The organism is Bacteroides graminisolvens DSM 19988 = JCM 15093 (genome assembly GCF_000428125.1).
Lineage (GTDB): Bacteria > Bacteroidota > Bacteroidia > Bacteroidales > Bacteroidaceae > Bacteroides > Bacteroides graminisolvens.
In genome coordinates, this window is the sequence record NZ_ATZI01000001.1 from 410,768 (window position 1) to 437,020 (window position 26,253).

The 26,253-nt window shown below is 39.9% G+C and carries 20 protein-coding genes and 2 pseudogenes; 14 read left to right on the top strand and 8 right to left on the bottom strand.

Annotated features, from left to right (window positions below):
• Genes C511_RS0101680 through mraZ form a run of 3 tightly spaced genes read right to left on the bottom strand, consistent with a single transcriptional unit; the run spans position 1 to position 1,738 of the window.
• Positions 1 to 342, bottom strand: coding sequence for an FtsL-like putative cell division protein (locus C511_RS0101680; protein ID WP_024995381.1), 342 nt, complete (start codon positions 340 to 342; stop codon positions 1 to 3).
• A gap of 12 nt (positions 343 to 354) precedes the next feature.
• Positions 355 to 1,269 carry a 16S rRNA (cytosine(1402)-N(4))-methyltransferase RsmH gene (gene rsmH / locus C511_RS0101685; protein ID WP_024995380.1) on the bottom strand — a complete coding sequence of 305 codons (915 nt, stop codon included), beginning with the start codon at positions 1,267 to 1,269 and terminating at the stop codon, positions 355 to 357.
• A 13-nt stretch (positions 1,270 to 1,282) separates the two neighbouring features.
• Positions 1,283 to 1,738, bottom strand: coding sequence for a division/cell wall cluster transcriptional repressor MraZ (gene mraZ, locus C511_RS0101690; protein WP_024995379.1), 456 nt, complete (start codon positions 1,736 to 1,738; stop codon positions 1,283 to 1,285).
• A gap of 301 nt (positions 1,739 to 2,039) precedes the next feature.
• Between mraZ and C511_RS0101695 the strand changes: the two genes are divergently transcribed.
• Together C511_RS0101695 and C511_RS0101700 are read left to right on the top strand one after the other, a co-directional pair.
• The gene (locus C511_RS0101695; RefSeq protein WP_024995378.1) at positions 2,040 to 2,858 is read left to right on the top strand and encodes a 1-acyl-sn-glycerol-3-phosphate acyltransferase; all 819 of its coding nucleotides are present in this window, start codon (positions 2,040 to 2,042) and stop codon (positions 2,856 to 2,858) included.
• Between the two features lie 27 nt (positions 2,859 to 2,885).
• Positions 2,886 to 3,881: a GNAT family N-acetyltransferase gene (locus tag C511_RS0101700; RefSeq protein WP_024995377.1), complete on the top strand. Its 996-nt coding sequence runs from the start codon at positions 2,886 to 2,888 to the stop codon at positions 3,879 to 3,881.
• Between the two features lie 2 nt (positions 3,882 to 3,883).
• Here C511_RS0101700 and dgt read toward each other — a convergent pair whose 3' ends face one another.
• A complete protein-coding gene (gene dgt / locus C511_RS0101705; protein ID WP_024995376.1) occupies positions 3,884 to 5,209 on the bottom strand; it encodes a dGTP triphosphohydrolase in 1,326 nt (441 codons plus the stop codon).
• A 104-nt stretch (positions 5,210 to 5,313) separates the two neighbouring features.
• Here dgt and dut point away from each other — a divergent pair, with 104 nt between their 5' ends.
• The 5 genes and pseudogenes from dut to C511_RS18510 form a co-directional block, all read left to right on the top strand.
• Positions 5,314 to 5,748 (top strand): dUTP diphosphatase, encoded by a 435-nt coding sequence (dut, locus tag C511_RS0101710; protein WP_027317694.1) that lies wholly within the window; start codon positions 5,314 to 5,316, stop codon positions 5,746 to 5,748.
• Between the two features lie 40 nt (positions 5,749 to 5,788).
• Positions 5,789 to 7,594, top strand: a complete 1,806-nt coding sequence (locus tag C511_RS0101715; protein ID WP_394356817.1) for a tetratricopeptide repeat protein — start codon at positions 5,789 to 5,791, stop codon at positions 7,592 to 7,594.
• Positions 7,591 to 8,166 (top strand): DUF4292 domain-containing protein, encoded by a 576-nt coding sequence (locus C511_RS0101720; protein WP_024995374.1) that lies wholly within the window; start codon positions 7,591 to 7,593, stop codon positions 8,164 to 8,166. The genes C511_RS0101715 and C511_RS0101720 overlap by 4 nt, the downstream gene beginning before the upstream one ends.
• Positions 8,163 to 8,952: pseudogene (locus C511_RS18505) on the top strand (murein hydrolase activator EnvC family protein); the annotation flags it as partial. The gene C511_RS0101720 and the pseudogene C511_RS18505, both read left to right, overlap by 4 nt.
• Before the next feature lie 77 nt (positions 8,953 to 9,029).
• Positions 9,030 to 9,500: pseudogene (locus C511_RS18510) on the top strand (murein hydrolase activator EnvC family protein); the annotation flags it as partial.
• Between the two features lie 3 nt (positions 9,501 to 9,503).
• On the opposite strand, the gene C511_RS0101730 reads toward C511_RS18510, so the two are convergent.
• Complete coding sequence (locus tag C511_RS0101730) at positions 9,504 to 10,571, bottom strand: M20 family metallo-hydrolase (protein ID WP_027317695.1); 1,068 nt, start codon at positions 10,569 to 10,571, stop codon at positions 9,504 to 9,506.
• A 103-nt stretch (positions 10,572 to 10,674) separates the two neighbouring features.
• Here C511_RS0101730 and C511_RS0101735 point away from each other — a divergent pair, with 103 nt between their 5' ends.
• Positions 10,675 to 12,480, top strand: coding sequence for an AMP-dependent synthetase/ligase (locus C511_RS0101735; RefSeq protein WP_024995371.1), 1,806 nt, complete (start codon positions 10,675 to 10,677; stop codon positions 12,478 to 12,480).
• Positions 12,481 to 12,545: 65 nt separating this feature from the next.
• On the opposite strand, the gene C511_RS0101740 is transcribed toward C511_RS0101735, so the two are convergent.
• Entirely contained in the window at positions 12,546 to 15,467 is a 2,922-nt protein-coding gene (locus C511_RS0101740) for a M16 family metallopeptidase (RefSeq protein ID WP_024995370.1), read from the bottom strand.
• Between the two features lie 121 nt (positions 15,468 to 15,588).
• On the opposite strand from C511_RS0101740, the gene prfB reads away from it, so the two are divergent.
• The 5 genes from prfB to C511_RS0101770 all read left to right on the top strand — a co-directional run bounded on the left by prfB (position 15,589) and on the right by C511_RS0101770 (position 22,837).
• Positions 15,589 to 16,708, top strand: a protein-coding gene (prfB, locus tag C511_RS0101745; protein WP_154657445.1) for a peptide chain release factor 2 whose coding sequence is annotated in 2 segments (ribosomal slippage) — positions 15,589 to 15,651 and positions 15,653 to 16,708 — 1,119 coding nt in all. Because the reading frame shifts where the segments join, the coding sequence is not laid out codon by codon here.
• Positions 16,709 to 17,066: 358 nt separating this feature from the next.
• Complete coding sequence (locus tag C511_RS0101755; protein WP_024995367.1) at positions 17,067 to 18,377, top strand: OprO/OprP family phosphate-selective porin; 1,311 nt, start codon at positions 17,067 to 17,069, stop codon at positions 18,375 to 18,377.
• A 28-nt stretch (positions 18,378 to 18,405) separates the two neighbouring features.
• Positions 18,406 to 18,873 carry a CYTH domain-containing protein gene (locus tag C511_RS0101760; RefSeq protein WP_024995366.1) on the top strand — a complete coding sequence of 156 codons (468 nt, stop codon included), beginning with the start codon at positions 18,406 to 18,408 and terminating at the stop codon, positions 18,871 to 18,873.
• 66 nt (positions 18,874 to 18,939) lie between these two features.
• The gene (locus C511_RS0101765; RefSeq protein ID WP_024995365.1) at positions 18,940 to 20,241 is read left to right on the top strand and encodes an MgtC/SapB family protein; all 1,302 of its coding nucleotides are present in this window, start codon (positions 18,940 to 18,942) and stop codon (positions 20,239 to 20,241) included.
• 121 nt (positions 20,242 to 20,362) lie between these two features.
• A complete protein-coding gene (locus tag C511_RS0101770) occupies positions 20,363 to 22,837 on the top strand; it encodes an outer membrane beta-barrel family protein (protein ID WP_024995364.1) in 2,475 nt (824 codons plus the stop codon).
• Positions 22,838 to 22,844: 7 nt separating this feature from the next.
• Here C511_RS0101770 and C511_RS0101775 read toward each other — a convergent pair whose 3' ends face one another.
• Both C511_RS0101775 and C511_RS0101780 read right to left on the bottom strand, forming a co-directional pair.
• Complete coding sequence (locus C511_RS0101775) at positions 22,845 to 23,294, bottom strand: YybH family protein (RefSeq protein ID WP_024995363.1); 450 nt, start codon at positions 23,292 to 23,294, stop codon at positions 22,845 to 22,847.
• A gap of 85 nt (positions 23,295 to 23,379) precedes the next feature.
• On the bottom strand, positions 23,380 to 24,255 hold the full coding sequence (locus C511_RS0101780; protein ID WP_024995362.1) for a helix-turn-helix transcriptional regulator: 876 nt from the start codon (positions 24,253 to 24,255) through the stop codon (positions 23,380 to 23,382).
• A 171-nt stretch (positions 24,256 to 24,426) separates the two neighbouring features.
• On the opposite strand from C511_RS0101780, the gene C511_RS0101785 reads away from it, so the two are divergent.
• The gene (locus C511_RS0101785; protein WP_024995361.1) at positions 24,427 to 26,244 is read left to right on the top strand and encodes a glycoside hydrolase family 2 protein; all 1,818 of its coding nucleotides are present in this window, start codon (positions 24,427 to 24,429) and stop codon (positions 26,242 to 26,244) included.
• Positions 26,245 to 26,253: the final 9 nt, after the last annotated feature.

The window sequence follows — 26,253 nt, forward strand, 5'->3', positions numbered from 1 at the left end:
CTAATCTTTCTTAATTACATAAGGTGGATTTGTTGATGTTTGCAAATCACTTTGTTCTTCTGATACGTATTCTTCAATGCGTGACTGGCGACTTTTCTCCATTAATTCCGAGCTTCTTGTCAATGCATCATATTTGATGTCAATCAATTCTTTTTTAAGTTTGTCAATTTCAATTTGCTGCTGTTGACTGGCGTACCGGTTATGAATGTAGAATAAGATGAAGATCATCATTAAGATGAGAAGTTTGGTCTGACGCCTGAAAAAATCATTCGCCAAAATATCACCTCCTAAGATGCTTTTTACGGAGGGACTTCTTTTTTTATCTTCTGCTTTATTTGCCATATCCGTGTATCCTTATTTTTTTTCTGCAATTCTCAATTTTGCACTTCTTGAACGTGGATTTCTTTGTATCTCATCTTCAGCGGGAACGATCACTTTGTTATTTACGAGTTTAAAGGAATTTTGCACTTTCCCAAAGAAGTCCTGCACTATTTTTCCTTCTACATTCCCAGCTTTCATGATGTTCTTTACCATCCTATCCTCCAAAGAGTGATAGGTGATAACTACTAACCGGCCTCCCGGTTTGAGAGATTGAGTGGCTGCTTCAAGCATCTCTTTTAGTGCCTCCATCTCTTGGTTAACCTCTATTCGTAACGCCTGGAATACTTTTGCTAACTCCTTTTTCTCCCTTTCTCTGCCGAATAATGGTTTAATCAGATTCAAAAAATCATCAATGGTTTCTATGGTTTTGCTTTTACGTGCCTTTACAATTACCGAAGCTAGTTTCCTGCTGTTCTTTAGCTCACCATAAAGATAAAAAAGATCAGCAAGTTTTTCTTCGTCGTAGTTGTTGATTACTTCTGCAGCCGTAATGCCCGATCGTTTATTCATTCTCATATCAAGTGCTCCGCTGAATCGGAACGAGAAACCTCTTTCACTATCATCAAAGTGGTGAGAAGAAACGCCAAGATCTGCTAATATGGCATCAACTTTGTCGATGTTATGATAACGAAGGAAGTTATGCAGGTAGCGGAAGTTACTGCGTACAAAGATAAAGCGCTTGTCGCTTGGAATGTTACTTTCAGCATCCTCGTCCTGATCAAATCCCAATAAGCGACCATTTTCATCTAGGCGAGACAAAATTTCTTTAGAATGTCCACCACCTCCAAAAGTCATGTCAACATAAATGCCGCTGGGTGATATGTTCATCGCATCAACACTTTCTTTGAGAAGAACAGGTATGTGATATATATTTCCTTCGTTTGCCATTTTTGTTTATAAATTATTCGTTATTGCTTTTCATGATCTTCTCTAAAGCGGAGCTAAATGCTTCTGCCGTGAGAAAAAGATTATCCGTTTTTTCTTTTGACCAAATTTCAATTTTTGTATCTATTCCGATAAAACGTACATCGGTGGTGATATCTACAAGTTGAAGATATCTTTTAGGAATGAGGATACGTCCGTTGCTGTCGGGTATTAATATCTCTACATCGCTCACAAATTGGCGAAAAATATTTTGGTGCGCCGGATTCCACTTGTTCAATTTGGTTTTTAACTCGTTTAGTTCATCCTCCCAAACTCTTTCCGGATAGAGAACTAAGCAATCTTGGAAGACATCTTTGCGCATAATAAGTCTTTCTTCGGAAGCGGATTGTAACTGTCTTCTGAATTGTGCGGGGATGAAAAGTCGCCCTTTCGCATCCATTTTAGCCTCAATATTGCCTAAAAAACGTACCATGCACATTATTATAAATAAGCGACGGTAAAAATAGGCATTTCCCCACAATTCCCCACAATATTCCACGAATATTTTTTTAATAAGTTTTCAACAGCTTTTTTAATGGTTAAAAAGCAGGGTTGAATAGTCTGGATTACTCGCCTTTAGCTGAGATATAAATCGTAGCTTAAGTTCATTGAAATGCTAAAAATAGCTGCTTATTATGGGCTTGATGCTTTAAAAGTTAGTATTTTCTTGCCATTTATTACAATTAATTAAAAAGATGCGTTAATTTTGCGCTATTGTTTTTTATTTAAAAAGAATGGCAGAAGAGAGTTTGTTCTTGATTGATGTCGAAAAGATACTACGCGAAAAAGCGCGTAAGTACTATAAATACATACCATCCTTTGTTGTTTCTTACCTGAAGAAGATTGTTCATCAGGAAGAACTCAACGTCTTCTTATTTGAATCACGAAACAAAGTGGGAGTTGATTTTTTAGAGGCTTCATTGCAGTTTCTTGATGTGAAAATTGAAATAAAAGGCGCTGAGAATTTACCGGAGGACGGTCTCTATACATTTGTGTGTAATCATCCATTGGGAGGGCAAGATGGCGTTGCTTTAGGTTATGTCTTAGGTAAACATTATAATGGTAAAGTGAAGTATCTCGTCAACGACTTGTTGATGAATTTGCGCGGATTAGCTCCGTTGTGCATTCCCATTAACAAAACCGGAAAACAAGCCAAAGATTTCCCGCAATTGGTTGAAGCTGGTTTTAAATCAGACAATCAACTCATCATGTTTCCGGCAGGTCTGTGTTCCAGAAGACAAAATGGAATTATCAAAGATCTTGAATGGAGGAAAACTTTTGTGGCCAAAAGTGTACAGTTTCAACGAGATGTTGTACCGGTTCATTTTAATGGACGCAACTCGAATTTTTTCTATAATCTGGCCACTGTTTGCAAGATGTTGGGCATTAAGTTTAATATCGCTATGCTATATTTGGCAGACGAAATGTTTAGAAATCGCCATAAGACTTTTACCGTTACATTTGGAAAACCTATTCCATGGCAAACGTTTGATAAGTCTAAAACGCCTGCTCAATGGGCGCAATATGTAAAAGACATTGTTTATAAACTCTAAGAAATAAAGACACTACTGACGAAAGATATGGAAGAAATTATTAAACCTGTAAGTAAGAAGCTGCTTATAGCTGAATTAACCGACGACAAGCGCTTGCGCATGACGAACAAGAGTAATAATCAGATTTATATTATCACTCATCATGATTCGCCGAATTTAATGAGAGAAATCGGCCGTTTGCGTGAAATCGCTTTTCGTGCTGCAGGTGGGGGTTGTGGTCTGTCAATGGATATTGATGAGTACGATACCATGGAGAATGCTTATAAACAATTGATCGTTTGGAACCCAGAAGCTGAAGAGATACTTGGTGGCTATCGTTATATACGAGGTACGGATGTTGAATTTGATCAGCATGGACATCCTATTCTTGCCACTTCACATATGTTTAACTTTTCCGAGAAGTTTTTGAAAGAGTATCTTCCTACTACCATTGAACTAGGGCGTTCATTTGTTACGCTAGAGTATCAGTCAACTCGTGCTGGTAGCAAAGGATTATTTGCTTTAGATAACTTATGGGATGGTTTAGGCGCATTGACTGTGGTTATGCCTGAAGTTAAATATTTTTTCGGAAAGGTGACTATGTATCCTAGTTTTCATCGTCAGGGGCGTGATATGATTCTTTATTTTTTGAGAAAACATTTTGGAGACAAAGAAGGCTTGATAACTCCGATGAAACCTTTACAGATAGAAACAAATATGCATGAATTAGAATGCTTATTTGACAAAGATACTTTTAAAGAAGACTATAAAATTCTCAATGCCGAGGTTCGTAAACTCGGTTACAATATACCTCCTTTGGTTAATGCATACATGAGTTTGAGCCCAACGATGAGGATGTTCGGAACGGCCATTAATTATGGTTTTGGTGATGTAGAAGAGACTGGAATTCTTATTGCTGTAGATGAAATTCTAGAAGAAAAAAGAATGCGTCATATTCAGTCCTTTATTGAAAAAGATCCTAATGGCTGTAAACTCACCTCGGGTGCAAATAAAGTGTTTTTCAGTCCTCCCTCTGCGAAGTAAGTTTATACCGCAGGCAGACTGTTTCCATTGATTTTTCTATAAAGATCAAGAGCGAACACATCAGTCATGCCCGATATATAATCTAGAACAGCCTGCACTCTGTCAATGAGCGCAGGCGCTTTTATGTTATATTGTTCGGATACCCTATTTATTAAAAGTTTTGAATAAGCTTTTTCCGGTTCCATTACCGCATTGATCATGAGGTCAAGTAGAGTCGTTATTACTCTGAATCCTGCTAGTTCGATGTCTAATACATCCCTGGAACGATATATTCTTTCAAATGATAATTCTGAACAATTCTTATATGCACAAGCTGGTCGTTGAGCTATTTCCTTTATTAAGGTACTATTAAACTCTCCGCTTAAAATGACTTTTTCATTTTCGACAAAGACGTTGGTGCATTCTTTTATTAATAATCCGATAACTGAAGATCGGAGATAAGCTATCTGTTCATTGCGGTCTTTAACGATTTTGAATGTTCTCATAAGATGGTTCTGTCTTTCATCGTCAAAATAGGCCATAAGTAAGCCGATTGTTTCTTCTGTAGAAAGTATTTTGAGTTTGTGAGCATCTTCAATGTCCATCATTTGGTAGCATATGTCATCGGCGGATTCAACTAAGTAAACAAGTGGATAACGTGCATACTTCAATGGAGAAGCTTGAAGTTGATGCATGCCTAATTCATTCGCTATAAGCTGAAAATCATCTTGCTCTGAAACGAAAAAGCCAAATTTTGGCTTATTGCCGGCTAGTCTGGAAGAATATGGGTATTTTATGATGGAGGCCAATGTAGAGTAGGTCATGGCAAAGCCTCCTTTTCGTCGGCCCTCAAATTGATGAGTTAATAGGCGGAACGCATTAGCATTTCCTTCAAAGTGAATTAAGTCTTCCCATTCCTCAGGCTTTAAGAGTTCTTTTAATCGAATGCCCGGTCCTTCGGAGAAATAGGTAGAGATGGCTTTTTCGCCGGAGTGTCCGAAAGGTGGATTTCCCAGATCGTGAGCAAGGCATGCAGCTGATACGATCGATCCTATTTCGGGTAAAAAAGTATCACTCAATTGGGGGTTTTTGCTGATAATTGCTTTGGCAGAGTCATTTCCTAATGAGCGGCCTACACAAGAAACTTCCAAACTATGTGTTAGTCGGTTGTGTACAAATACACTTCCGGGAAGAGGGAAAACCTGAGTTTTATTTTGTAACCTTCTGAAAGGAGCAGAGAAGACCAATCGGTCATAGTCTCGTTGAAATTCGCTTCTGTTCTCCTGTCTTTCCTCGTGAAATTCTTCCATCCCAAATCGTTTGGCGGAAATTAATTTCTTCCATTCCATATCTTGCGTAATAAATTAATCATTAACCGTTATTAACTGCAAATGTATGAAAAATAGCCCCAAATTACCTAATTTCGCAAATTAAAAAGTAAACAAGGATGAATATGAATATACAAGTCATCAATAAATCAAAGCATCCGTTGCCCGCATACGCCACAGAACTTTCGGCAGGAATGGATATTCGCGCCAATTTATCAGCTTCAGTAACCCTTAAACCACTTGAAAGATGTCTTATTTCAACGGGTTTATATATAGCTTTACCAAAAGGATATGAAGCGCAAATACGCCCTAGAAGCGGGTTGGCTATTAAAAAAGGAATCACTGTACTCAATTCGCCTGGAACGATTGATGCCGATTATCGTGGTGAAATCTGTATTATTTTGGTTAACCTTTCTGCTGAGCCGTTTGTGATTGAAGATGGTGAACGTATTGCTCAGATGGTGATAGCCCGCCACGAACAAGCTGAGTGGACTGAAGTACAAACACTGGATGAGACAGAACGTGGCAGTGGCGGATTTGGGCATACAGGCAAAGACTGATTTAACTGTTTTGCTTTTACTAAAGTAAAAAATAATAATTATGATGTATTTCCGAGGAAAAAGAAGTCGTGGCATGGCCGGACTGATACGAAATAGTTTTCTATCACTGAGTTGTCTGGTACTGCTCTCTTGTTTTCTTAATGCTTGTTCGCCGGCTGGGAAAATTAAAGGTCGGAGATCGGAATCCCTCACTCAAACAAGTGTGCTTTCTTTGGATATGCAGCGTAAATATAATTATTATTTTCTTGAGGCTGCCCGCCTCAAAGCAAAAGGACAGTACGATGCTGCTTTTGATTTATATAAACATTGTTTGGCAATTCAACCAGATGCTCCTTCTGCTTTGTATGAAATATCTCAATTCTATTTGTATTTGAAACAAGTTCCTCAGGGACAAGAGGCACTTGAAAAAGCAGTAGAAAATGATCCTCAGAATTATTGGTATTCCCAAGGTTTATCAAATCTTTACCAACAACAGGGGCAGAAAGAAAAAGCCATAAATCTCCTCGAAGACATGTATCAGCGTTTTCCGGAAAGAAGAGAATCCCTGTTCAATCTGGTCGATCTGTATAATCAAACAAAAGATTATAAGAATGTCATTCATACGCTTGACAGGCTTGAGCAAATCATTGGTAAGAATGAACAGCTCAGCATGGAGAAGTTCCGCATTTATCTCCAAATGGAAGATGATAAGAAAGCTTTTCAAGAAATAGAGAAGCTTGCGGAGGAATATCCCATGGATATGCGTTACCTTACTTTATTGGGTGATTTGTATCTTCAAAACGGCAAAAAGCAGGAGGCTTATAGCACTTACCAAAAAGTACTTTCCATAGAACCAGATAATGCAATGGCCATGTTTGCTTTAGCTTCCTATTATGAGCAAACTGGTCAGAAAGAACTTTATCAGCAACAGATTGATACGTTGCTGCTCAATAATCAAGTTCCTTCCGAAACCCGAGTGAATGTTATGCGGGAATTTATCGTGCAGGCAGAGCAAGAATCCAAAGACAGTACGCGCGTCATCGCTATGTTTGATCGGATGTTACGTCAAGATCCCGATGATGACCAAGTACCGATGCTTTATGCTCAATATTTATTGTCTAAAGGAATGGAAAAGGAATCTATTCCGGTGCTAAAGCTGGTATTGCAAATAGACCCTACTAATACGGCTGCACGAATGACTTTGTTGGGATCGGCTATCCGTAAAAATGATTTTCAAGAGGTAATAGGTCTTTGTGAGCCTGGTATTGAAGCCAATCCGGAATCATTAGAGTTTTATTATTATTTGGGAATTGCATATTATCAGGCTGAAAGGTTAGATGATGCGCTTGCAATATATCAAAGAGCGTTGCAACATGTTACTGCTGATAGTAAGAAAGAAGTCGTATCTGACTTTTATAGTATGATGGGTGATATTTATCACTCAAAAGATAAAATGGCAGAGGCTTATGCAGCCTACGACTCTGCTTTGGTATACAACCCTTCAAATATTGGAGCATTGAATAACTATGCTTATTACTTATCTGTTGAAAGAAGGGAGTTGGATAAAGCTGAAGAAATGAGTTTCAAAACAGTTAAAGCAGAGCCTAAAAATTCAACATATTTAGATACTTATGCTTGGATTCTTTTTGAGAAAGGTAACTATGCTGAAGCTCGTATTTATATCGATGAGGCCCTTAAAAATGGCGGCGAACAAAGTGATGTGATTGTTGAACATAGTGGCGATATTTATTACATGACCGGAGACGTAGAAAATGCACTTAAATTTTGGAAGAAAGCATTGGAAATGGGCAGTAAGTCGGCTACAATAAAAAAGAAAATTGAACAGAAAAAATACATAACAGAATGAAAAGATCAATTTATATATTCTGTGGCATACTTACTTTGGTAATGCTTTTTACTTCCTGTAAAAGCTCTAAGCAGATTGGAATGTTACCATCGGGTGAACCATCAAACCCTTATTTGTCATCGAAAATGCAACTAACATTTCCCTATAAAGGTGATAAAATGTCTATGGGCGGTACTATGAAAATGAAGCAAAACGAACGTATCCAGCTTTCCGTGCAGTTACCAGTTATCCGGACAGAAGTGGTACGTATTGATATAACACCGGAGGAAGTGTTGTTCGTTGATCGTATGAATAAACGTTTTGTTAAAGCGACCCGTGCTGAGATGACTCCATTCTTGCCTAAAGGGAGTGATTTTGAGAAATTACAGAAACGCCTTATGGATGCTTCAAAACCGGGTGGTAAAAATGTGCTTACAGGCAAAGAAATCGGTTTGACTTCTTCAATGGCTGAAGCAAAAATCCAATTATATGATTTTTCATCCGATGAAATGAATGTTACGGCAACTGAGGTCTCTTCTAAATACGCACAAGTTGAATTCAATGATCTGATAAAACTCCTTTTTGATTTATGAGATACTTTTTAATCGCTATTATTTTATTACTTGGTACTTCAACGACTCTTTTAGCGCAATCTAACAAGCTGATTAAAGAACTTGAAAGCAAGAGAGGAGCTTTGCAAAAACAGATAGCGGAGACTGAGTCGTTGTTGAAGACAACCAAGAAAGATGTGGGCAGTCAGCTGAATGGATTGGCGGCCCTTTCCGGACAGATAGAAGAACGAAAACGCTATATTAATTCGATCAACAAGGATGTAGATGCCATTGGCGATGAACTCTATAAACTAGAAAGACAACTAGGCGTGTTGCGTAAAGATTTGGCTGATAAAAAAAAGAAATATGAATCATCTGTTCAATATCTTTATAAGAATAAATCCATTGAAGAGAAATTAATGTTTATTTTCTCAGCAGATAACCTCACCAAAATGTATAGAAGGTTACGTTATGTTCGTGAATATGCTACTTATCAACGTCTGCAAGGCGAAGAGATATTAAAAAAGCAAGAACAAATCAATCGAAAAAGAGCCGAACTTCAACAGGTAAAGGCTGCTAAAGAGTCACTTTTGAAAGAGCGTGAGTCCGAGAAAGCCAAATTGGAAGTTCAGGAAAAGGAAAAGCGTACTTTGGTAGCCAATCTGAAGAAAAAACAACAAGGACTTCAAAGTGAAATCCGTCGTAAAAAGACAGAGGCTAATCGTTTGAATGCACGTATTGATCGTTTGATTGCAGAAGAAATTGAGAAAGCTCGTAAGCGGGCTGAAGAAGAAGCTCGTCGTGAAGCCGAGGCTAGAAGGAAAGCAGCAGAAGCGAAGTCTACTTCCAAAGAGTCGGAAGCAAAAAAGTCTGATTCCCGGAAATCTAGTTCAAGTCGTAAACGTGCTGCGGAGAAACCCATGGAATCTTATTCCATGAGTCGCGAAGATAGAGAGTTGTCAGGCAATTTTGCAAATAACAGAGGACGTTTGCCGATGCCTATTTCTGGATCATACATCATCACGAGTCATTATGGCGAATATGCTGTTGAGGGATTGCGGAATGTGAAGCTTGATAACAAAGGTATTGATATTCAAGGGAGGCCTGGGGCGCAAGCTCGTGCCATCTTTGATGGCAAGGTAGCCGCGGTATTCCAGCTGAACGGACTGTTTAATGTTCTAATTCGTCACGGCAATTACATTTCGGTATATTGCAACTTGTCGTCAGCTTCTGTTAAGCAAGGCGATAATGTGAGTACCAAACAGAGCATCGGACAAGTCTTTTCTGATATGAGTGATAGCGGTCGCACGGTTTTGCACTTCCAGTTAAGGCGTGAAAAGGAGAAACTTAATCCTGAACCGTGGCTGAACCGATAAATGTTATAGGCGGAAGCCATCGAGTAGCCGATGGTATATCTCTATGGCTTCTTCCATTTCTTTTATCATGATATATTCATCAGCAGTATGCGAACGAGATGATTTACCCGGTCCCATTTTTACCGATGGGAAATTCATTAATGCTTGGTCAGATAACGTTGGAGAACCAAAAGGAACTCTGCGGAGTTGGATGGCTCTTTGAATGAAAGGGTGCGCCATGTCAATACGCGAAGAATTTAACCTGAAAGAGCGCGCTTTAGCTTCACAAGAAATACTCCTCTCAATAATCCTGAATATTTCCTCATTTGAATAAAGTTCATTACTCCTTACATCGACGACGAATGTACATAGATCGGGTATGACGTTGTGTTGTGTCCCTGCATTAATTTGTGTCACACTCATTTTGACCGGACCTAGCAGAGGTGATTCTTGGGGAAAGTGGAAGTCACGAAACCAAGCTATGTCATTCAATACCTTGTATATGGCATTGTCTCCCTCATTGCGGGCGGCATGTCCGGCTTTGCCTTTTGCCGTTACATCAATTACCATCAAACCTTTCTCGGCTATAGCCGGATGCATCTCCGTTGGTTCTCCTACAATAGCTAAAGAAATAGGAGGCAGAGCCGGTAATATGCTTTCAATGCCATCTTTTCCAGAGATTTCCTCTTCACAGGATGCCAAGAAAATCAGATTATAGGGTTGCTCTTTACGGCAAAGATCCAGAAACACCTGTAGTAATGTTGCCACACTTGCTCCTGCGTCATTACTCCCCAAACCGTATAATTTCCCATTTTCCTCGCGGGGGGTGAAAGGATCTTTTCTCCATCCGTTTACCGGTTTAACCGTATCAATATGAGAATTGAGCAATAAAGTGGGCTTTTCTATTTTGAACATAGGGCTTAAACACCAAACATTGTTGCCTTTACGACCAGTTTGCATGCCAACTTCTTCTATATATTTTTGCACAAAATCGGCTACTTGATTTTCTTCTCTGCTAATAGCGGGAATGCTGATTATAGACTTCAAGAAGCTTACAGCTTCTGCTGTCATGGTTGCGTAATCTGTTGTCATTGTTACTTGTTTTGTTGCAAAGATAATTAAATGTATTGTAGTATTAACATTTAATTCCAAATTAAACTATACCTTTGTGTCTCAATTTTAAAAGAGAAAAGGTATGACTAATCATCATCTGTCTGCTCTGGTTCATCATCAAGCAGAAAAGTACGGAGAAAAAATAGCCTTGAAATATCGTGATTACGATACGGCACAATGGGTATCTGTTAGTTGGAGCAACTTCTCGGATATCATCAAGAAAACAGCCGATGCTTTTGTAGCGTTGGGTATTAGAGAGGAAGAAAATGTTGCTATCTTTTCTCAAAACAAACCTGAATGTTTTTATGTTGACTTCGGAGCGTTTGCAAATAGAGCTGTTACCGTTCCACTTTATGCAACCAGTTCGTCTTCTCAGGCACAATACATTGTAAATGATGCCGAAATTCGTTTCCTTTTTGTTGGAGAACAGCTTCAATATGATGTGGCTTTCAGCATCCTTTCATTGTGTCCTTCGTTGCAGAAGATAGTTATATTTGACCGATCAGTGGTGAAAGACCCCAGAGATATTGCCTCTGTCTATTTCGATGAATTTATTCAGACAGGAGAAGGGCTAACTCATTATGATACGGTGGAAGAACGTACGAAGCGAGCCTCTGAAGATGACTTGGCTAATATTCTTTATACATCCGGTACAACGGGAGAACCTAAAGGAGTGATGATTCATCATTCTTGTTACATGGAGGTATTTCGCACCCATGATGAGCGCCTGAAGACAATGACTGATCAGGACATCTCGATGAACTTTCTTCCGTTAACTCATATTTTTGAAAAAGCCTGGTGCTACTTGTGCATACATAAAGGTGTGCAGATTTGTGTGAACCTTCGTCCGGCAGACATACAGACTACCATCAAAGAGATTCGTCCCACATTAATGTGCAGTGTTCCTCGTTTTTGGGAGAAAGTATATGCAGGAGTACAAGAAAAAATAGCTGAAACAACTGGTTTGAAGAAATCTTTGATGCTTGATGCGATTAAAATAGGTAAAATTCACAATGTAGACTATCTACGAGTAGGTAAGACTCCTCCTTTACTTGTTCAGATGAAATATAAATTCTACGAGAAAACCATCTATTTGTTGCTGAAAAAAACCATTGGAATAGAAAATGGTAATTTCTTTCCTACAGCCGGTGCTGCTATCTCGGATGAAATATGCGAGTTTGTACATTCGGTTGGGATTGATATGCTTACCGGCTATGGATTGACCGAGTCGACTGCCACTGTATCTTGTACATGGAAAACCGGTTACGAGATAGGTTCCGTGGGGGATGTGATGCCTGGATTAGAAGTGAAAATTGGCGACGAGAACGAAATTCTTCTTCGTGGTAAGACCATCACGAAAGGATATTATAAGAAAAGTGAAGCCACGGCCGCTGCAATTGACGCCGAAGGTTGGTTTCATACGGGCGATGCCGGCTATTTCAAAGATGGCCAATTGTATCTTACCGAACGCTTGAAAGATTTGTTTAAGACATCTAACGGTAAGTACATAGCCCCTCAGGCATTGGAAACGAAACTTGTTGTTGATCGCTATATTGATCAAATAGCCATTGTTGCCGATCAACGCAAATTTGTATCGGCTCTCATTGTTCCCGTGTACGGTTTTGTAGAGGAGTATGCCAAACAAAAAGGCATTGCTTATCAAAGTCGGGCCGACTTGCTTGAAAAGCCCGAAATAATTAACTTGTTCAAAGGTCGTATTGATACTTTGCAGCAGCTGTTTGCACACTACGAACAAATTAAACGCTTTACTTTGTTGCCGGAACCATTCAGCATGGAGCGCGGAGAATTGACCAATACGCTTAAACTTCGCAGGGCAGTTATCTCCCGAAATTATAAAGAACAGATAGATAAAATGTACGAAGAATAATAGAAATAAAAAAACGGCTGCTAAATGAAACAGCCGTTTTTTATTTTTATGAAGTTACATACTGATTAATAACCGAATATATCTTCCGGGGTCAGTCTGATGATGGGTCCTACTTCTTTCAGTTTCTCCAAATCAAGCTCTTTCTCATCGCCAAGAATACAGTAAGTATAGGTGCGATTCTTGATCCATTTATTCTGGAAATTAACTATGTCTTTTAGTGTCATAGTCTGCACGTCATTATACAATTTAATGCGACTGTCTTCTTTCACGCCAAGGTCTTGCGCAGCAATAAAAGACCACAATACTTCGTCCTTAATAATACGTTCAGTTCTTAAACGAGCTATCAGTCCGTCTTTTGCCAATTTAAATGCCGCTTCCGACTCAGGCATTTCGTTGATAATATCGTTAAATACCTTGATTGCGTCAATCATCTTGTCATTCTGAGTTGCAATCTGAGTACGGAACATATAAGGATACTTTAAGTACGAGGGTTGTATGATCCTAGCGTTGGCAGAATAAGCAAGTCCCCTGCTTTCGCGCATTTCTTGGAAAACAATGGAATTCATACCTCCACCGAAATATTCGTTATAAAGGTTCAATACCGGTTCCATACTTGGGTCAAACTTCTCTCCTCTGTTTGAAATCTGGCTCATGTATATCTGTTTAGCCTCATAAGGAGCAATAAACACCTTGGTCTGATTGGTCAATTCCATCTGAAACTGATCGTTGGGTACAATTTTTGTCAATTTTCGGGGAGTATTGTGAAGCTTGTTGATGGTAGCAAGCAATTCTTTTTCGCCACTTGGTCCGTAATACAAAATACGATGCTCGTAACTGTTTTGTTGGTGTATTCTGTTAATGAGCTCTTGCGGATCCATGGCTAACAATTCTGCCTCTGAAAGCAGATTAGTAGCAGGTGATTTAGCTCCCCAAATACCATAATTTACCAATCGGTTGAAGTTTTGCGCTTGGTTTAATTTGGCATCTTTACGGGCTTTGATGATGTCTGCACTCAGGTTTTTGTAAGTATCCTTGTTTACTTGTGCGTTGGCCATTAACTTTTCAAAAAGAGCCATAGCCTCAGGTAGGTTCTCATTCAGACCTGATAGTACAACATACGTACGTTCGTTGCCCGGCATAACTCTGAATGTACAAGCTAAACGATAAAACTCACTTTTTATCTGCTCCGCTGTCATATCCGGAGTGCCCAAGTAAGACATGTATTGGAATGCAATACCTAGAGCCTTATCATTGTTATTGCCCATGTCAAACAAGTAGAGCAATTGGAAAAGATCATTGCTTGTGTTTTGTTTGTATAGTACAGGAATACCCGTTTTAGCTTTCAACTGTTTTAAATCCGTTGTGAAGTTTAAGAAGACCGGGCTCATTGGTTCTACTTTACTTTCTTGTATCTCTTTCAAGAAGGGGCTTACGGCATCGCGATTCATTACTATCGGTGTGATGGCAGGTTTCGACATTTTCTTTTCATTCGGATCCTGTCCGCGTTTCTTGTAAATGACAGCGCAATTATTCTCGTTCAAGTACTTATTGGCAAAAGCAACAATTTCAGACTTAGTAAGTTTTGACATGCGTTCTAAAGCAGTCACTTCATCAGCCCAATTACTACCGTTGATAAATGAATTAACAAACATTTGAGCACGTGATTCATTTTTCTCGAGCTGTTGCATTAAGCCCAGCTTGAAATTGTTGATGTTAGCTTCGAGCATTTTTTCATCGAAGTCACCGGCACGCAACTTTTTAATTTCCTCTAGCAGCAAGCCTTTCACCTCATCGAGTGTTTGTCCCTGTTTAGGACGACCCTGCATTAAAAGCACGCTATAATCGGCCATGTCGAGCGGATAGCAATAAGCCGACAAGGCCTTTTGTTGCTGATTAATGTTCAGGTCAATCAATCCGGCTTTGTCATTGTATAATATCTGAGAAACAATCTGTAACGTTTCGTATTCCTTGCTGGCAGCTCCGGGGAAACGCCATGCCAGCGTGATATTTTCAGCATCCGGACCTAGTATCTCTTTGACAACCGGAGCGGTTAGCGCCTCTTCCTTAGCTAAATTCAGCTTGGGTAAGCTCATGTTAGGCGTCATGTGCCCGAAATACTTATCAATGGTGACAATCATCTTGTCCGGATCAAAGTCGCCCGACAGACAGATTGCTATATTGTTAGGTACATACCAAGTTTTTTTGTAATTCTTTATGTTAGTGATGGATGGGTTCTTCAAATCCTCTTGTGTACCTAAAACAGTTTGCGTCCCATACGGGTGGTGAGGGAATAAAGAAGCCAAAACGGCCTCGTATACTTTTCTCGGATCGCGGGTGAGCGACATGTTTTTCTCTTCGTAAACCGTTTCTAACTCAGTGTGGAAACCGCGTATTACATTGTTTTCGAAACGATCGGCTTGTATCTTAGCCCAGTTTTCAATTTGATTGGAAGGTATGTCTTCAGTGTAAACCGTCATATCAAAACCGGTATATGCATTGGTCCCATTTGCTCCGATAGCCGCCATTAGTTTGTCGTACTCATTGGGTATAGCGTATTTTGAAGCCTCGTATGACAAGCTGTCAATTGTGTGATAGATGGCTTTACGCTGCGCTTCGTCTTTCGTTTTGCGATACACCTCAAATTGTTGCTCTATGGCATCAAGTAGTGGTTTCTCGGCGGCATAATTTTGTGTTCCAAATTTCTCGGTACCCTTAAACATCAGGTGCTCAAAATAATGAGCGAGTCCGGTCGTTTCTGCCGGATCATTTTTTCCGCCTACGCGGACTGCAATAAACGTTTGGATACGTGGTGTCTCTTTGAATACAGTCATGTACACCTTCAATCCGTTATCGAGAGTGTAAATACGCGCATTCATCGGGTCATTTGGAACAGTCACGTAGCGATAATCTTTTTGATTGGCGCTACTATAGCCGGTAAAGCACAATAGTGCAACCAGCAAGCAGAATAGTTTGATACTTTTCTTCATAAAATATATTGTAAATTAAGTTGTTACGACAAAGATATTTATTAATTCATAGAAATGCTGTTTTTATGCTGCTAAAAAAATAGTTATATTTGCAGCGAGAATAAACAATTAAATTTTATTTATGATTACAATTGAGCAACTTAAAGACGTGAAAGAGCGCACTGATGCGCTGAGGAGGTACCTTTGACGTCGATGGCAAGAAAATACAAGTAGAAGAAGAACAACTCAGGACTCAAGCTCCCGGATTTTGGGATGATCAGAAAAAAGCTGAAGCCCAGATGAAATTGGTGAAAGGTTTGCAAAAGTGGATTGACGGCTATCAGGAAGTCAAAACACTGAGTGATGAGTTGGAGTTATCTTTTGATTTTTATAAAGACGAGCTGGTAACAGAAGAAGAAGTAGACCAGGCCTATGCCAAAGCTCTGGAGGCTATCGAGAATCTGGAACTGAAAAATATGCTTCGTGAAGAAGCTGACCAGATGGGCTGTGTGCTTAAAATCAATTCGGGCGCAGGTGGAACTGAAAGTCAGGATTGGGCTTCTATGCTGATGCGTATGTACTTGCGTTGGGCAGAAAGTAATGGCTACAAAGCCAGCATATCGAACTTACAAGAAGGAGATGAGGCCGGAATAAAAACCTGCACCATTCAGGTAGAAGGCGATTATGCCTACGGTTATCTGAAAGGAGAAAACGGAGTTCATCGGTTGGTGCGTGTTTCTCCGTACAATGCTCAGGGTAAAAGAATGACTTCGTTTGCATCCGTATTTGTTTCTCCTTTGGTTGATGATACCATTGAAGTTCAGATAAACCAAGCCGCTATTACCTGGGATTTATTCCGATCAGGCGGTGCTGGTGGACAGAACGTGAACAAGGTGGAAACCGGTGTGCGTTTGCGTTACAAATACAAAGATCCTGAAACGGGTGAGGAAGAAGAAATTCTTATTGAAAACACAGAGACTCGTTCTCAACTCGATAACCGTGAGAATGCCATGCGGCTTTTGCGTTCACAACTATATGATAGAGAGTTGCAAAAACGCTTGGCTGAGCAACGGAAGATTGAGGCTGGAAAGAAAAAAATTGAATGGGGATCGCAAATCCGGAGCTATGTTTTTGACGACCGCCGTGTGAAAGACCATCGTACAAACTACCAAACCTCTGATGTAAACGGAGTGATGGACGGAAAGATTGACGATTTTATCAAAGCCTATCTGATGGAGTTTTCCTCGGAAGGAGAGAACTAATAACGAAACTTCCTGCTGCCTGTTTGGGCGGTAGGAAGTTTTCTTTTTTAAGGTGTTGCTTTTTCTAAATTAGTTAGTATATTTGGAACAACAAAGCAAAGACAGTTTGCTGGTTTTGTTGAACTTAATATAAATCATCACTATGAACAGAAGTCGTAAACTAAAGCACACCAAACAAGAAGAGATGCAGGCCAACCGCGTTTTGAAGATGCTATTTCTGGCATTATTCATTTTAGCACTTGTCCTGTTAGTTAGCTTCTCATTTTTTGCCTGATTGACCGGCTAGTTTTCATGCTGACAAGCTTGCATGAAACTACAAACGCTTGTCAGTATGAAGATTTTTATAACAACATTTACAATGAAAAAACAGTTTATTGCTTTTTCCACATTACTTATGCTGGCTGCTGCCATGAAACTACAGTCGGCTGAGCCCGAAAATTCTTTAATTAGTAAATCCTTATCGGTACAGTCGGCCGATGAAAAGTTCAAATTGTCATTTGGTGGACGGATACAGGCCGATGGCGCTGTTTTTGTGGGTGAGGACTACCAGCCTTTGGGCAACGGGGTGGGCTTTCGTAGAGTGCGACTGGGAGCTACCGCAACTTTTGGTGATCACCTTTCCGGCAAGATGGAAGTTGACTTTACCGATGGCAGCTTTTCGCTGAAAGATTGTTTTGTGAAATACGACCTGCCACATAGCCTCAGTGTCAAAGCCGGCAATTTTAAGGAAAGCTTTGCTATGTCAGCCATGACCTCATCGGGCGATTTGATGTTTATGGAGAAGGCGAATGTGGTATCTGCCTTCGCCCCCGAATATCACATGGGAGTGCAAGGAGAGTGGAGGTCAGGCTCATTTATGACAGCGGCCGGAGTTTACTTTAGAAGAATAAACGGTAGCAAAGAAAAAGACTATTCCGAAACCAATAATAAAGCAGGCCAGGACGAAGGCATATCATATACGGCGCGTGCCGTATGGATGCCCCTTTCCCAAGACAAGACCAGAGGATTTCATTTGGGCGGTGCGCTCTCGTATCGCACCCCGAAAACAACAGTGGGTTCACTAATGCCCAACACAGTTCGTTATAGCACTACTTCATTATCATACATTAATAAGATTAAGTTTTTAGACACTGCACCTATTACGAATGTTGACAATGATTTGCTGGCAGGTTTAGAACTGGCGGCATTCCATAGACAGTTTCGCATGCAAGGCGAGTATATTCTGAACCATACCCATCGTAGTGGCGATTTGAGTACGGAGAAATTCAACGGCTTTTATATACAAGCAGGCTACCTGCTCTTTGGGGGACAACAGAAATACAGTACTTCCAGAGGAGCGTTTACGCAACCTACGCCCGGCAAAAGTTGGGGCGATTTGGAACTAGCTGCTCGTTTTGACCGTATCGACCTGAACGGAACTCAGGTAAAAGGAGGCTCGGCCAACGGGCTGACTCTGGGATTAAACTATTACGCTACCCGTAACCTGAAGTTGCAACTCAATTACTCATACGTTGATAATGATAAATATGCTGATGCTTTTAACAGCGCGGCAGTGGGCTACAACAGTTCCGGTGAAAAGGTTTACGACGGCGAAAAAGTCGATGAAAACAGCGGAAAAGGAGGAAATGCTTACGGAATTCTGGGACTTCGCATGCAGTTGAACTTCTAAGCATTGAACCATTCAAAGGAAATGATATATGGCGCAAGAGATAGAACGTAAGTTTTTGGTTCAGGGAGAGTACAAGTCGTATGCATACGCCCACAGCCACATTGTTCAAGGCTATATCAGCAGTGCGCGTGGACGCACTGTTCGCGTGCGTATTCGCGATGAAAAGGGTTATTTAACGATCAAAGGAGCTTCGGATACTGCCGGAATGAGTCGTTATGAGTGGGAGAAGGAAATTCCGCTTGATGAGGCCCGTGAACTAATGACACTTTGTGAACCCGGTGTGATTGATAAGACACGCTATCTCGTTAAGTCGGGTGATCATGTCTTTGAAATTGATGAATTCTATGGTGATAATGAAGGACTTGTTATGGCCGAAGTGGAATTGTCCCAGGAAAACGAATCGTTTGTAAAGCCCCATTTCATCGGAGAGGAAGTCACCGGAGATATTCGTTATTATAACTCACAGTTAATGAAAAAGCCCTTTAAAAGTTGGTGAATTGTTTTGTTTCGAACAATACCACTTCACAACTGTTATCAACATACTAACATCTAAGCGCGCTTCATGGAGAAACTCTACAACTACTTCCCGGCAGAATTGGTTACCTTTGTGTTGGTTACCCTTTTTTCTCTTCTAATCGGACTGAATCAACGAAAAATCAGTCTGAAACGTGAAGGGGAGACTACCCTTTTCGGAACAGACAGAACCTTTACCTTTATTGGTATATTAGGGTACCTACTTTATATATTAGATCCCGCCGAAATGCGTCTTTTTATGGGTGGCGGACTTATTTTGGGGCTGTTGCTGGGTATCAACTACTACGTGAAGCAAGCCCAGTTTCATGTGTTTGGAGTTACTACCATTATCATTGCACTGATTACATACTGCCTGGCACCGATTGTATCTACCCAGCCGTCTTGGTTCTATGTCATGGTAGTTGTAACCGTGTTGCTCTTTACCGAAATGAAGCGCACGTTTACGGAAATTGCACAACAGATGGAAAATGACGAGATAGCCACTTTGGCCAAGTTCCTTGCCATCAGTGGTATTATACTCCCCATGCTTCCCAACGAGAATATCATTCCCGAAGTGAATCTTACCCCTTATAGTATCTGGTTAGCAACAGTAGTTGTGTCGGGCATATCATACCTTTCTTACCTGTTGCGCCGTTATGTTTTTCGCGAATCGGGCGTATTGGTATCAGGCGTGATAGGAGGATTGTATAGCAGTACAGCTACCATTTCCGTGCTGGCCCGCAAAAGCAGAACCGCCCAACTTAATGAAATATCCGAATACGTAGCGGCTATGTTGCTGGCTGTGAGCATGATGTTTTTGCGTTTCCTCATTCTTATCCTGATATTCAGTAAAGATGTTTTTTCCATTGTATATCCCTATTTGCTTATAATGGCCGTTGCGGCAGCAGCATCTGCCTGGTTAACTTATGCACGTGACAAGCATCGCCAGAAAGCAGGCCAGCCAACCAGTGAAGAAGAGAGTAGCAGCAACCCCCTCGAATTTAAAGTTGCGTTGATCTTTGCTATTCTATTTGTTGTATTCACGTTGCTTACTCATTATACCTTGCTTTACGCCGGAACCGACGGATTGAATCTTCTTTCGTTTATTACCGGCTTGAGTGACATTACACCCTTCATTTTGAACTTATTGCAAGGCACCGGTGGGGTGGCTACTTTGGTGATAGCGGCTTGTAGCATGCAAGCGATTATCAGTAACATTGTGGTTAATATGTGTTATGCTATCTTCTTTTCGGGTGCACGCAAAGACCTCATCCCCCGAATTCTGGGAGGTTTCGGAACTGTAATAAGCATCAATCTCCTACTGCTAGTTATTTTTTACTTTATCTGGTAAGATATAAAATCTGCTTATTTAACATTAAAAAGGAATAAGTTTCGTTTAATTAACGAGCAAACTGTTGTAAGGTGTTGGTTATCATGTACTTTTGCGCATTGTTAAAATAAAAAAGATACTTATGAAAAACAAGACTTTCTTACTATTGCTGATACTTCTTGTATCATCTGTTTCACGGGCGCAAGCACCCAAAAATCCTCTTTTTATAGTCAAAGGTCTACTGCTGGATTCCATCACTAAAGAAGCCGAGCCGTATGCAACCTTGAAGATTGCCAAAAAAAACTCTCCTCAAAAGGCTGTAAAGATGGCTGTGACCGATTTGAATGGTAAATTCTCTGAAAAACTATCAGAACCATCTACTTACATTCTTACAATCAGTTCGGTAGGGAAAGCAACCGTGCAGAAAGAATTTACATTCACTGAAGAGTCGAAAACCATCGATTTAGGAACACTCTTTGTGAGCGACGCTACAAACGAACTAAAAGGAATAGAAGTTGTGGCGCAAAAGCCACTGGTGAAAGTCGATATTGATAAAATTGAATACAACATACAAGATGACCCCGATTCCAAAACGAATACGGTCATAGAAATGCTTCGAAAAGTTCCTCTGGTAACGGTTGACGGAGAAGATAACATTCAGGTAAACGGAAGTAGCAACTTTAAGATACACGTAAACGGCAAACCCAATACCATGATGAGTAGTAATCCGAAGGAGGTGTTGAAAAGCATGCCTGCGAACTCCATCAAATACATTGAAGTTATTACCAATCCGGGCGCAAAATATGATGCCGAAGGAGTGGGAGGTATCCTCAATATTGTAACCATAGACAACCGTGGAGTGGAAGGGTATACCGTGACACTGAGTGGGAGTGCCCGAAATACAGGTGTTGGAGGTAGTGTATACGGAACGGTGAAAAAGAACAAACTTACCGTGACGGGAAATTATAACTACAGCCTTAATAATTCTCCTAAAAATTATAATTCTGTTCTTCGTGAAGATTATACCGGAAAGACAAGACTCACAACCGATAATACCAATGACTACGATGGCAGTTTTCAATACAGTAATCTTGAAGCTAGCTATGAAATTGATACACTACGCCTGCTTTCCATGTCTTTTGGATTGTACGGAGGTGGTAATGATACTAAAGGCGATGGTTTTACGCAAATGACAACGGATGCAGGATTGCCTGTGTATAAATATGTAGCTAGAAATAAGTCGGACGGCTCTTGGTATTCCATCCGCGGAAATATAGATTACCAACGTATGTTTTCTGTGAAGGATCGTATGCTGACCTTTTCTTATAAAATTAATACGGAACCAGAGAGTTCAGATTCTTATGCTTACTACTCGGACATGGAGATACCAGATGAGTGGAAGCAGCGTTTGGCGCTTGAAAACCGTCGTTCGGACGGAGAGACCAATACCACAGAACATACTTTCCAGACTGACTATACTACGCCTTTAGGCAAGATACATACGCTTGAAACCGGTGCGAAGTACATTATACGTAATAATGTGAGTGAAAATAACGTTTCTCTGGCACAGAGCGGAACGGATAATTATACTTACAACGAAAAAAAGAGCAGTCATTACGAGCACTTAAACAATATTCTGGCTCTTTACGGGGGCTATTCCTTTAAATACAAGACATTGTCGGCCAAAGCCGGACTTCGTTATGAGTATACCAGTCAGGAAGTGAATTACCTAGTAGGTACCGGGAGCGATTTTAATTCTTATTTGAGTGATTGGGTTCCTTCGGCTAGTATGGGCTTAAAAATAGGTCAGACTCAAAATCTAAGTCTCGGTTACAATATGCGCATTTGGCGCCCCAGTATTTATTTCCTTAATCCGTATGTTGATGATAGTAATCCGAGTGCCATTAGCTATGGTAATTCGGAGTTGAAAAGTGAGAAAAGTCATGCTTTTAATCTGTCTTACAGTAATTTTACGGCTAAGCTCAGTGTAAACCTTTCGCTACGCCATAGCTTTAACAACAATAGCATAGAAAATTATAGTTTCATAAAAGATGGTATCCTGAACTCAACTTATGCTAACATTGGTAAGAGTCGCACTACCGGCATGAGTGCATACATCAATTGGAATGCTTCACCTAAAACACGTATTTATGTGAATGCCAGCGGCAATTATTCCGATTACAGAAGCCCTTCTCAGAATCTGAAAAATAATGGTTGGTATGCTTTTGCATACGGAGGCGCGCAGCACACTTTTCCACTCGATATCCGTTTAAGTCTGAACCTGATGGGTTCTACTCCTTACATTAGCATTCAAGGAAGAGGCAGCAGTTATTACGACTACGGATTGAGTTTGAATCGTTCTTTTATTGACAAAAGATTGACGCTAAGTGCATTTGCTTATAACTTCCTTAAAAGATACACTGATTATTCCAATTCAATCAGTTCGGCCAGTTTTTTGCAAAATACCAACAGCAGCTATTCGCGCATGCGTTACGGGTTCAGTGTGAGCTACCGCATTGGCGAGTTGAAAGCCAGCGTGAAAAAAGCAGCAAGAACCATCAATAACGATGACGTGAAAGGTGGCGGTAGCTCCGAAGGTGGAGGCGGCGAGAATTAGTAAAGTGCTATTTCAAGGGCTTTACTAGTGACCAATGTGTGTGAATGATTTTCCATTTGCCGGAAGTCTCCAAACGGTAGACTTCCGTGCAATTCCATTTGTGCACCTCTTCCTTGTAGTAAGAAATGAAATTGTAGGTTAAAACGGCACAGCCGCCTGCGGCCTGCACAACCGGACGTATAAACTCATATCGGTCAATTTCAACTTTGCCTCTGATGGTCTCGTAAAGCTCCTTTAATTGGTCAATACCTTCAAATTTTTGTTCCAAGAAAGGATCTATGTACACAACATCATCGGTAGATAACTCAATGAATCCATCGGGATCTCCTTTTGCCCATCGATCCATAGCAGCTCTTTCGAGTGCTATAATTGTTTCTTCAACAGGTTTATTGTCGGCTGCAATCTTGTTTCCGGCAGGTAGCAATAAACATAAAAATAATAACTTTCGTAAATTCATAATACTTCGTTTTTTAGTGATGCAACAAAGATACAGTCCCGAAGATTTTAAATAACTGACATAATAATGGCAAAAATGGTACTTTTTATGGTTTTTCTTTTCTACGGAACTCTCCAGGTGTTTTCTTTGTCAGTTTTCGGAAGAAACGAATGAAGTAAGAAGTATCCTCGAAGCCAAGTGTCATGCCGATTTCGTTAATGCTGTGATCCGTGTACAATAATAGCTTCTTTGCTTCAATCAGCAGAGCATGCTGAATGTGTTTGGTAACCGGAATGCCTGTGTCGTTTTTAACCCGTTCGTTGAGATAATTGGGTGTAATGCACAGTTTGTTGGCATAGAAACTAGTTGAATGATGTACCCTGCCTTCTATGGATAATAGCTCCATGAAACGGTTTGTACAGCTTGTTGCTATATGATTGGGCTGACAAGGTATTTTTTCAGAATAGATTCTGTCCAGATATTTAAGTACCTGATACAGAATAGCGCGGAGTAGGTGCTTGTCTTTATGTTGATAATTACTGATTTCCTTTTTAATTTGCCCCAATAGCTGGTAGATGAGTAGATATTCTTCCTCGTTGAGTGAAAGCGATGCCCGATTTCCCTGCGCATTGAAGAAAGCAATATTCTTTAGAAAATTCATATCGTTAAAAAACGTCAGCAGAAATTCTTCTTCGAATATCAGTGCCACCCCGTCTTTAATTCCCTTTACATCCCATTGTCTGTAATCTCCGGGGCGGGTAAAAATCACGTCGCGGGTCTTAACTGGGTATTCTTGTTCGTTAATAGAAAAATGTCCTTCTCCTTCGGTAATGAATGTTATGTCGTAATAGGTGAGCCGGTGCAAAAGCTTTTGAGGCAGGTATTTTTTGATATTCTTCAGCGCCACAATATCAATAAGTAGCTCTGCTCCATACTTTGTTTTGTGGAAATTATACTCGGGTATAGCATTGGGTAAGGTCATATAATGATGCCGTTTTATGTTTTTGCCACGCAATTTATAAAAAAAATGAAGTAATAATCCTGGTTTTATTGAATATAATGCTAAAGTTCTATTTATTGGTTGTATAATTCTATTTTATATAGTGGAATCGCTATATATTTGCTTTATCTAAAACTAATTTATTGTAATACTATGAGAAGATTTATTGTTTTTCTATTATTTTTTATGTTCGCTATTATTGAAACCTTTGCGCAATGGAAAGCTGTAGGAAGTAGAATTAAAACGGAATGGTCTTCTCAGGTTGATCCTTCAAATGTTCTTTCTGAATATCCTAGACCCATCATGGAACGGGATAAATGGAAAAATTTAAATGGTTTATGGAACTATGCAATCATTAATAAAGGCGAATCTCTACCTATTAAATTTGAAGGAGAGATTCTTGTACCTTTTGCTATAGAATCTTCATTATCGGGAGTTGGAAAACTAATTACAGAACAGCAGGAGCTTGTTTACCAACGATATTTTGAGATACCTTCATCTTGGAAAGGAAAATCTATTTTACTACATTTTGGCGCTGTTGACTGGAAGGCTGATGTATGGGTTAACAATATTAAAGTGGGCAGTCATACTGGTGGCTTTACCCCATTTTCATTCAATATCACATCTGCCATTTTAGCAAAAGGCAAGAATTGTGTTGTGGTTAAAGTTTGGGATCCTACAGATAAATCATCTCAACCACGAGGTAAACAGGTGAGTAAGCCAGAGGGAATTTGGTATACGCCTGTTACTGGTATTTGGCAAACAGTATGGATAGAACCTGTTTCTAATGCATACATCGAAAGTTTACATATCACTCCTGATATTGATAATCACTTGCTTATTGTAAAGACAGAGTTGGAAGGAAGCATTAATGCTGATGTAATAGAAGTAGAAGTTTATGATGATGAGAACTTGATATTAACAGAGAAAAGTATTTATTCTCAGCCCGTAGAGATTGTAATGCCTCAAAATGTAAAGTTATGGAGTCCGGATTCACCATTCCTTTATAAATTGAAGATTCGTTTGAAGAAGGGTAACGAAATACTAGATGCTGTTGAGAGTTATGCAGCGATGCGCAAGTATTCTGTACGTCGTGACTCTCATGGTATTGTTCGTCTGGAGTTGAATAATAAAGCATTATTCCAATTTGGAACTTTAGATCAAGGTTGGTGGCCCGATGGACTTTATACAGCACCAACAGATGATGCCATGTTGTATGATATAAAAAAAACAAAAGATTTTGGATTTAATATGATTCGAAAGCATATTAAAGTAGAACCTGCTCGCTGGTATACACATTGTGACAGACTTGGTATTATAGTTTGGCAAGATATGCCTAGCGGTGATAGCAATCCTCAATGGCAAAATCGAAAGTATTTTGATGGCATTGAAATGAAACGTTCATTATCATCTGAGGCTATTTATCGTAAAGAATGGAAAGAAATAATAGACTGTCTATATTCATACCCTTGTATTAGTACTTGGGTACCATTTAATGAAGCATGGGGACAGTTCAAAACAGCTGAAGTTGCGGACTGGACGAAACAATATGACCCCACCCGTTTAGTAAATCCGGCCAGCGGAGGGAATCATTATACTTGTGGAGATATTCTTGATCTTCACAATTATCCGGCACCTGAATTGTATCTTTATGACGCTCAAAGGGCAACTGTACTTGGCGAATACGGAGGTATAGGTTTAGTTTTAAAAGATCATGTTTGGGAACCTGATAGAAACTGGGGATACGTGCAGTTTAATTCTTCAACAGAAGCAACTGATGAATATATAAAGTATGCTGAAAAGCTTTATCGACTTATTGAGAAAGGTTTTTCTGCTGCCGTTTACACCCAAATAACCGATGTTGAAGTTGAAGTGAATGGCTTAATGACATATGATCGTAAAGTAATAAAACTGGATGAAGAACGGATTAAAAGAGTGAATTCTCGTATTTGTAATGCGTTAGAAAAATAATTTTTTGAA

What these genes read in the sequence shown, in the direction of transcription:
- C511_RS0101680 (WP_024995381.1), bottom strand. Translation starts at nt 342, where the DNA reads ATGGCAAATAAAGCAGAAGATAAAAAAAGAAGTCCCTCCGTAAAAAGC.
- rsmH (WP_024995380.1), bottom strand. Translation starts at nt 1,269, where the DNA reads ATGGCAAACGAAGGAAATATATATCACATACCTGTTCTTCTCAAAGAA.
- mraZ (WP_024995379.1), bottom strand. Translation starts at nt 1,738, where the DNA reads ATGGTACGTTTTTTAGGCAATATTGAGGCTAAAATGGATGCGAAAGGG.
- C511_RS0101695 (WP_024995378.1), top strand. Translation starts at nt 2,040, where the DNA reads ATGGCAGAAGAGAGTTTGTTCTTGATTGATGTCGAAAAGATACTACGC.
- C511_RS0101700 (WP_024995377.1), top strand. Translation starts at nt 2,886, where the DNA reads ATGGAAGAAATTATTAAACCTGTAAGTAAGAAGCTGCTTATAGCTGAA.
- dgt (WP_024995376.1), bottom strand. Translation starts at nt 5,209, where the DNA reads ATGGAATGGAAGAAATTAATTTCCGCCAAACGATTTGGGATGGAAGAA.
- dut (WP_027317694.1), top strand. Translation starts at nt 5,314, where the DNA reads ATGAATATACAAGTCATCAATAAATCAAAGCATCCGTTGCCCGCATAC.
- C511_RS0101715 (WP_394356817.1), top strand. Translation starts at nt 5,789, where the DNA reads ATGATGTATTTCCGAGGAAAAAGAAGTCGTGGCATGGCCGGACTGATA.
- C511_RS0101720 (WP_024995374.1), top strand. Translation starts at nt 7,591, where the DNA reads ATGAAAAGATCAATTTATATATTCTGTGGCATACTTACTTTGGTAATG.
- C511_RS0101730 (WP_027317695.1), bottom strand. Translation starts at nt 10,571, where the DNA reads ATGACAACAGATTACGCAACCATGACAGCAGAAGCTGTAAGCTTCTTG.
- C511_RS0101735 (WP_024995371.1), top strand. Translation starts at nt 10,675, where the DNA reads ATGACTAATCATCATCTGTCTGCTCTGGTTCATCATCAAGCAGAAAAG.
- C511_RS0101740 (WP_024995370.1), bottom strand. Translation starts at nt 15,467, where the DNA reads ATGAAGAAAAGTATCAAACTATTCTGCTTGCTGGTTGCACTATTGTGC.
- C511_RS0101755 (WP_024995367.1), top strand. Translation starts at nt 17,067, where the DNA reads ATGAAAAAACAGTTTATTGCTTTTTCCACATTACTTATGCTGGCTGCT.
- C511_RS0101760 (WP_024995366.1), top strand. Translation starts at nt 18,406, where the DNA reads ATGGCGCAAGAGATAGAACGTAAGTTTTTGGTTCAGGGAGAGTACAAG.
- C511_RS0101765 (WP_024995365.1), top strand. Translation starts at nt 18,940, where the DNA reads ATGGAGAAACTCTACAACTACTTCCCGGCAGAATTGGTTACCTTTGTG.
- C511_RS0101770 (WP_024995364.1), top strand. Translation starts at nt 20,363, where the DNA reads ATGAAAAACAAGACTTTCTTACTATTGCTGATACTTCTTGTATCATCT.
- C511_RS0101775 (WP_024995363.1), bottom strand. Translation starts at nt 23,294, where the DNA reads ATGAATTTACGAAAGTTATTATTTTTATGTTTATTGCTACCTGCCGGA.
- C511_RS0101780 (WP_024995362.1), bottom strand. Translation starts at nt 24,255, where the DNA reads ATGACCTTACCCAATGCTATACCCGAGTATAATTTCCACAAAACAAAG.
- C511_RS0101785 (WP_024995361.1), top strand. Translation starts at nt 24,427, where the DNA reads ATGAGAAGATTTATTGTTTTTCTATTATTTTTTATGTTCGCTATTATT.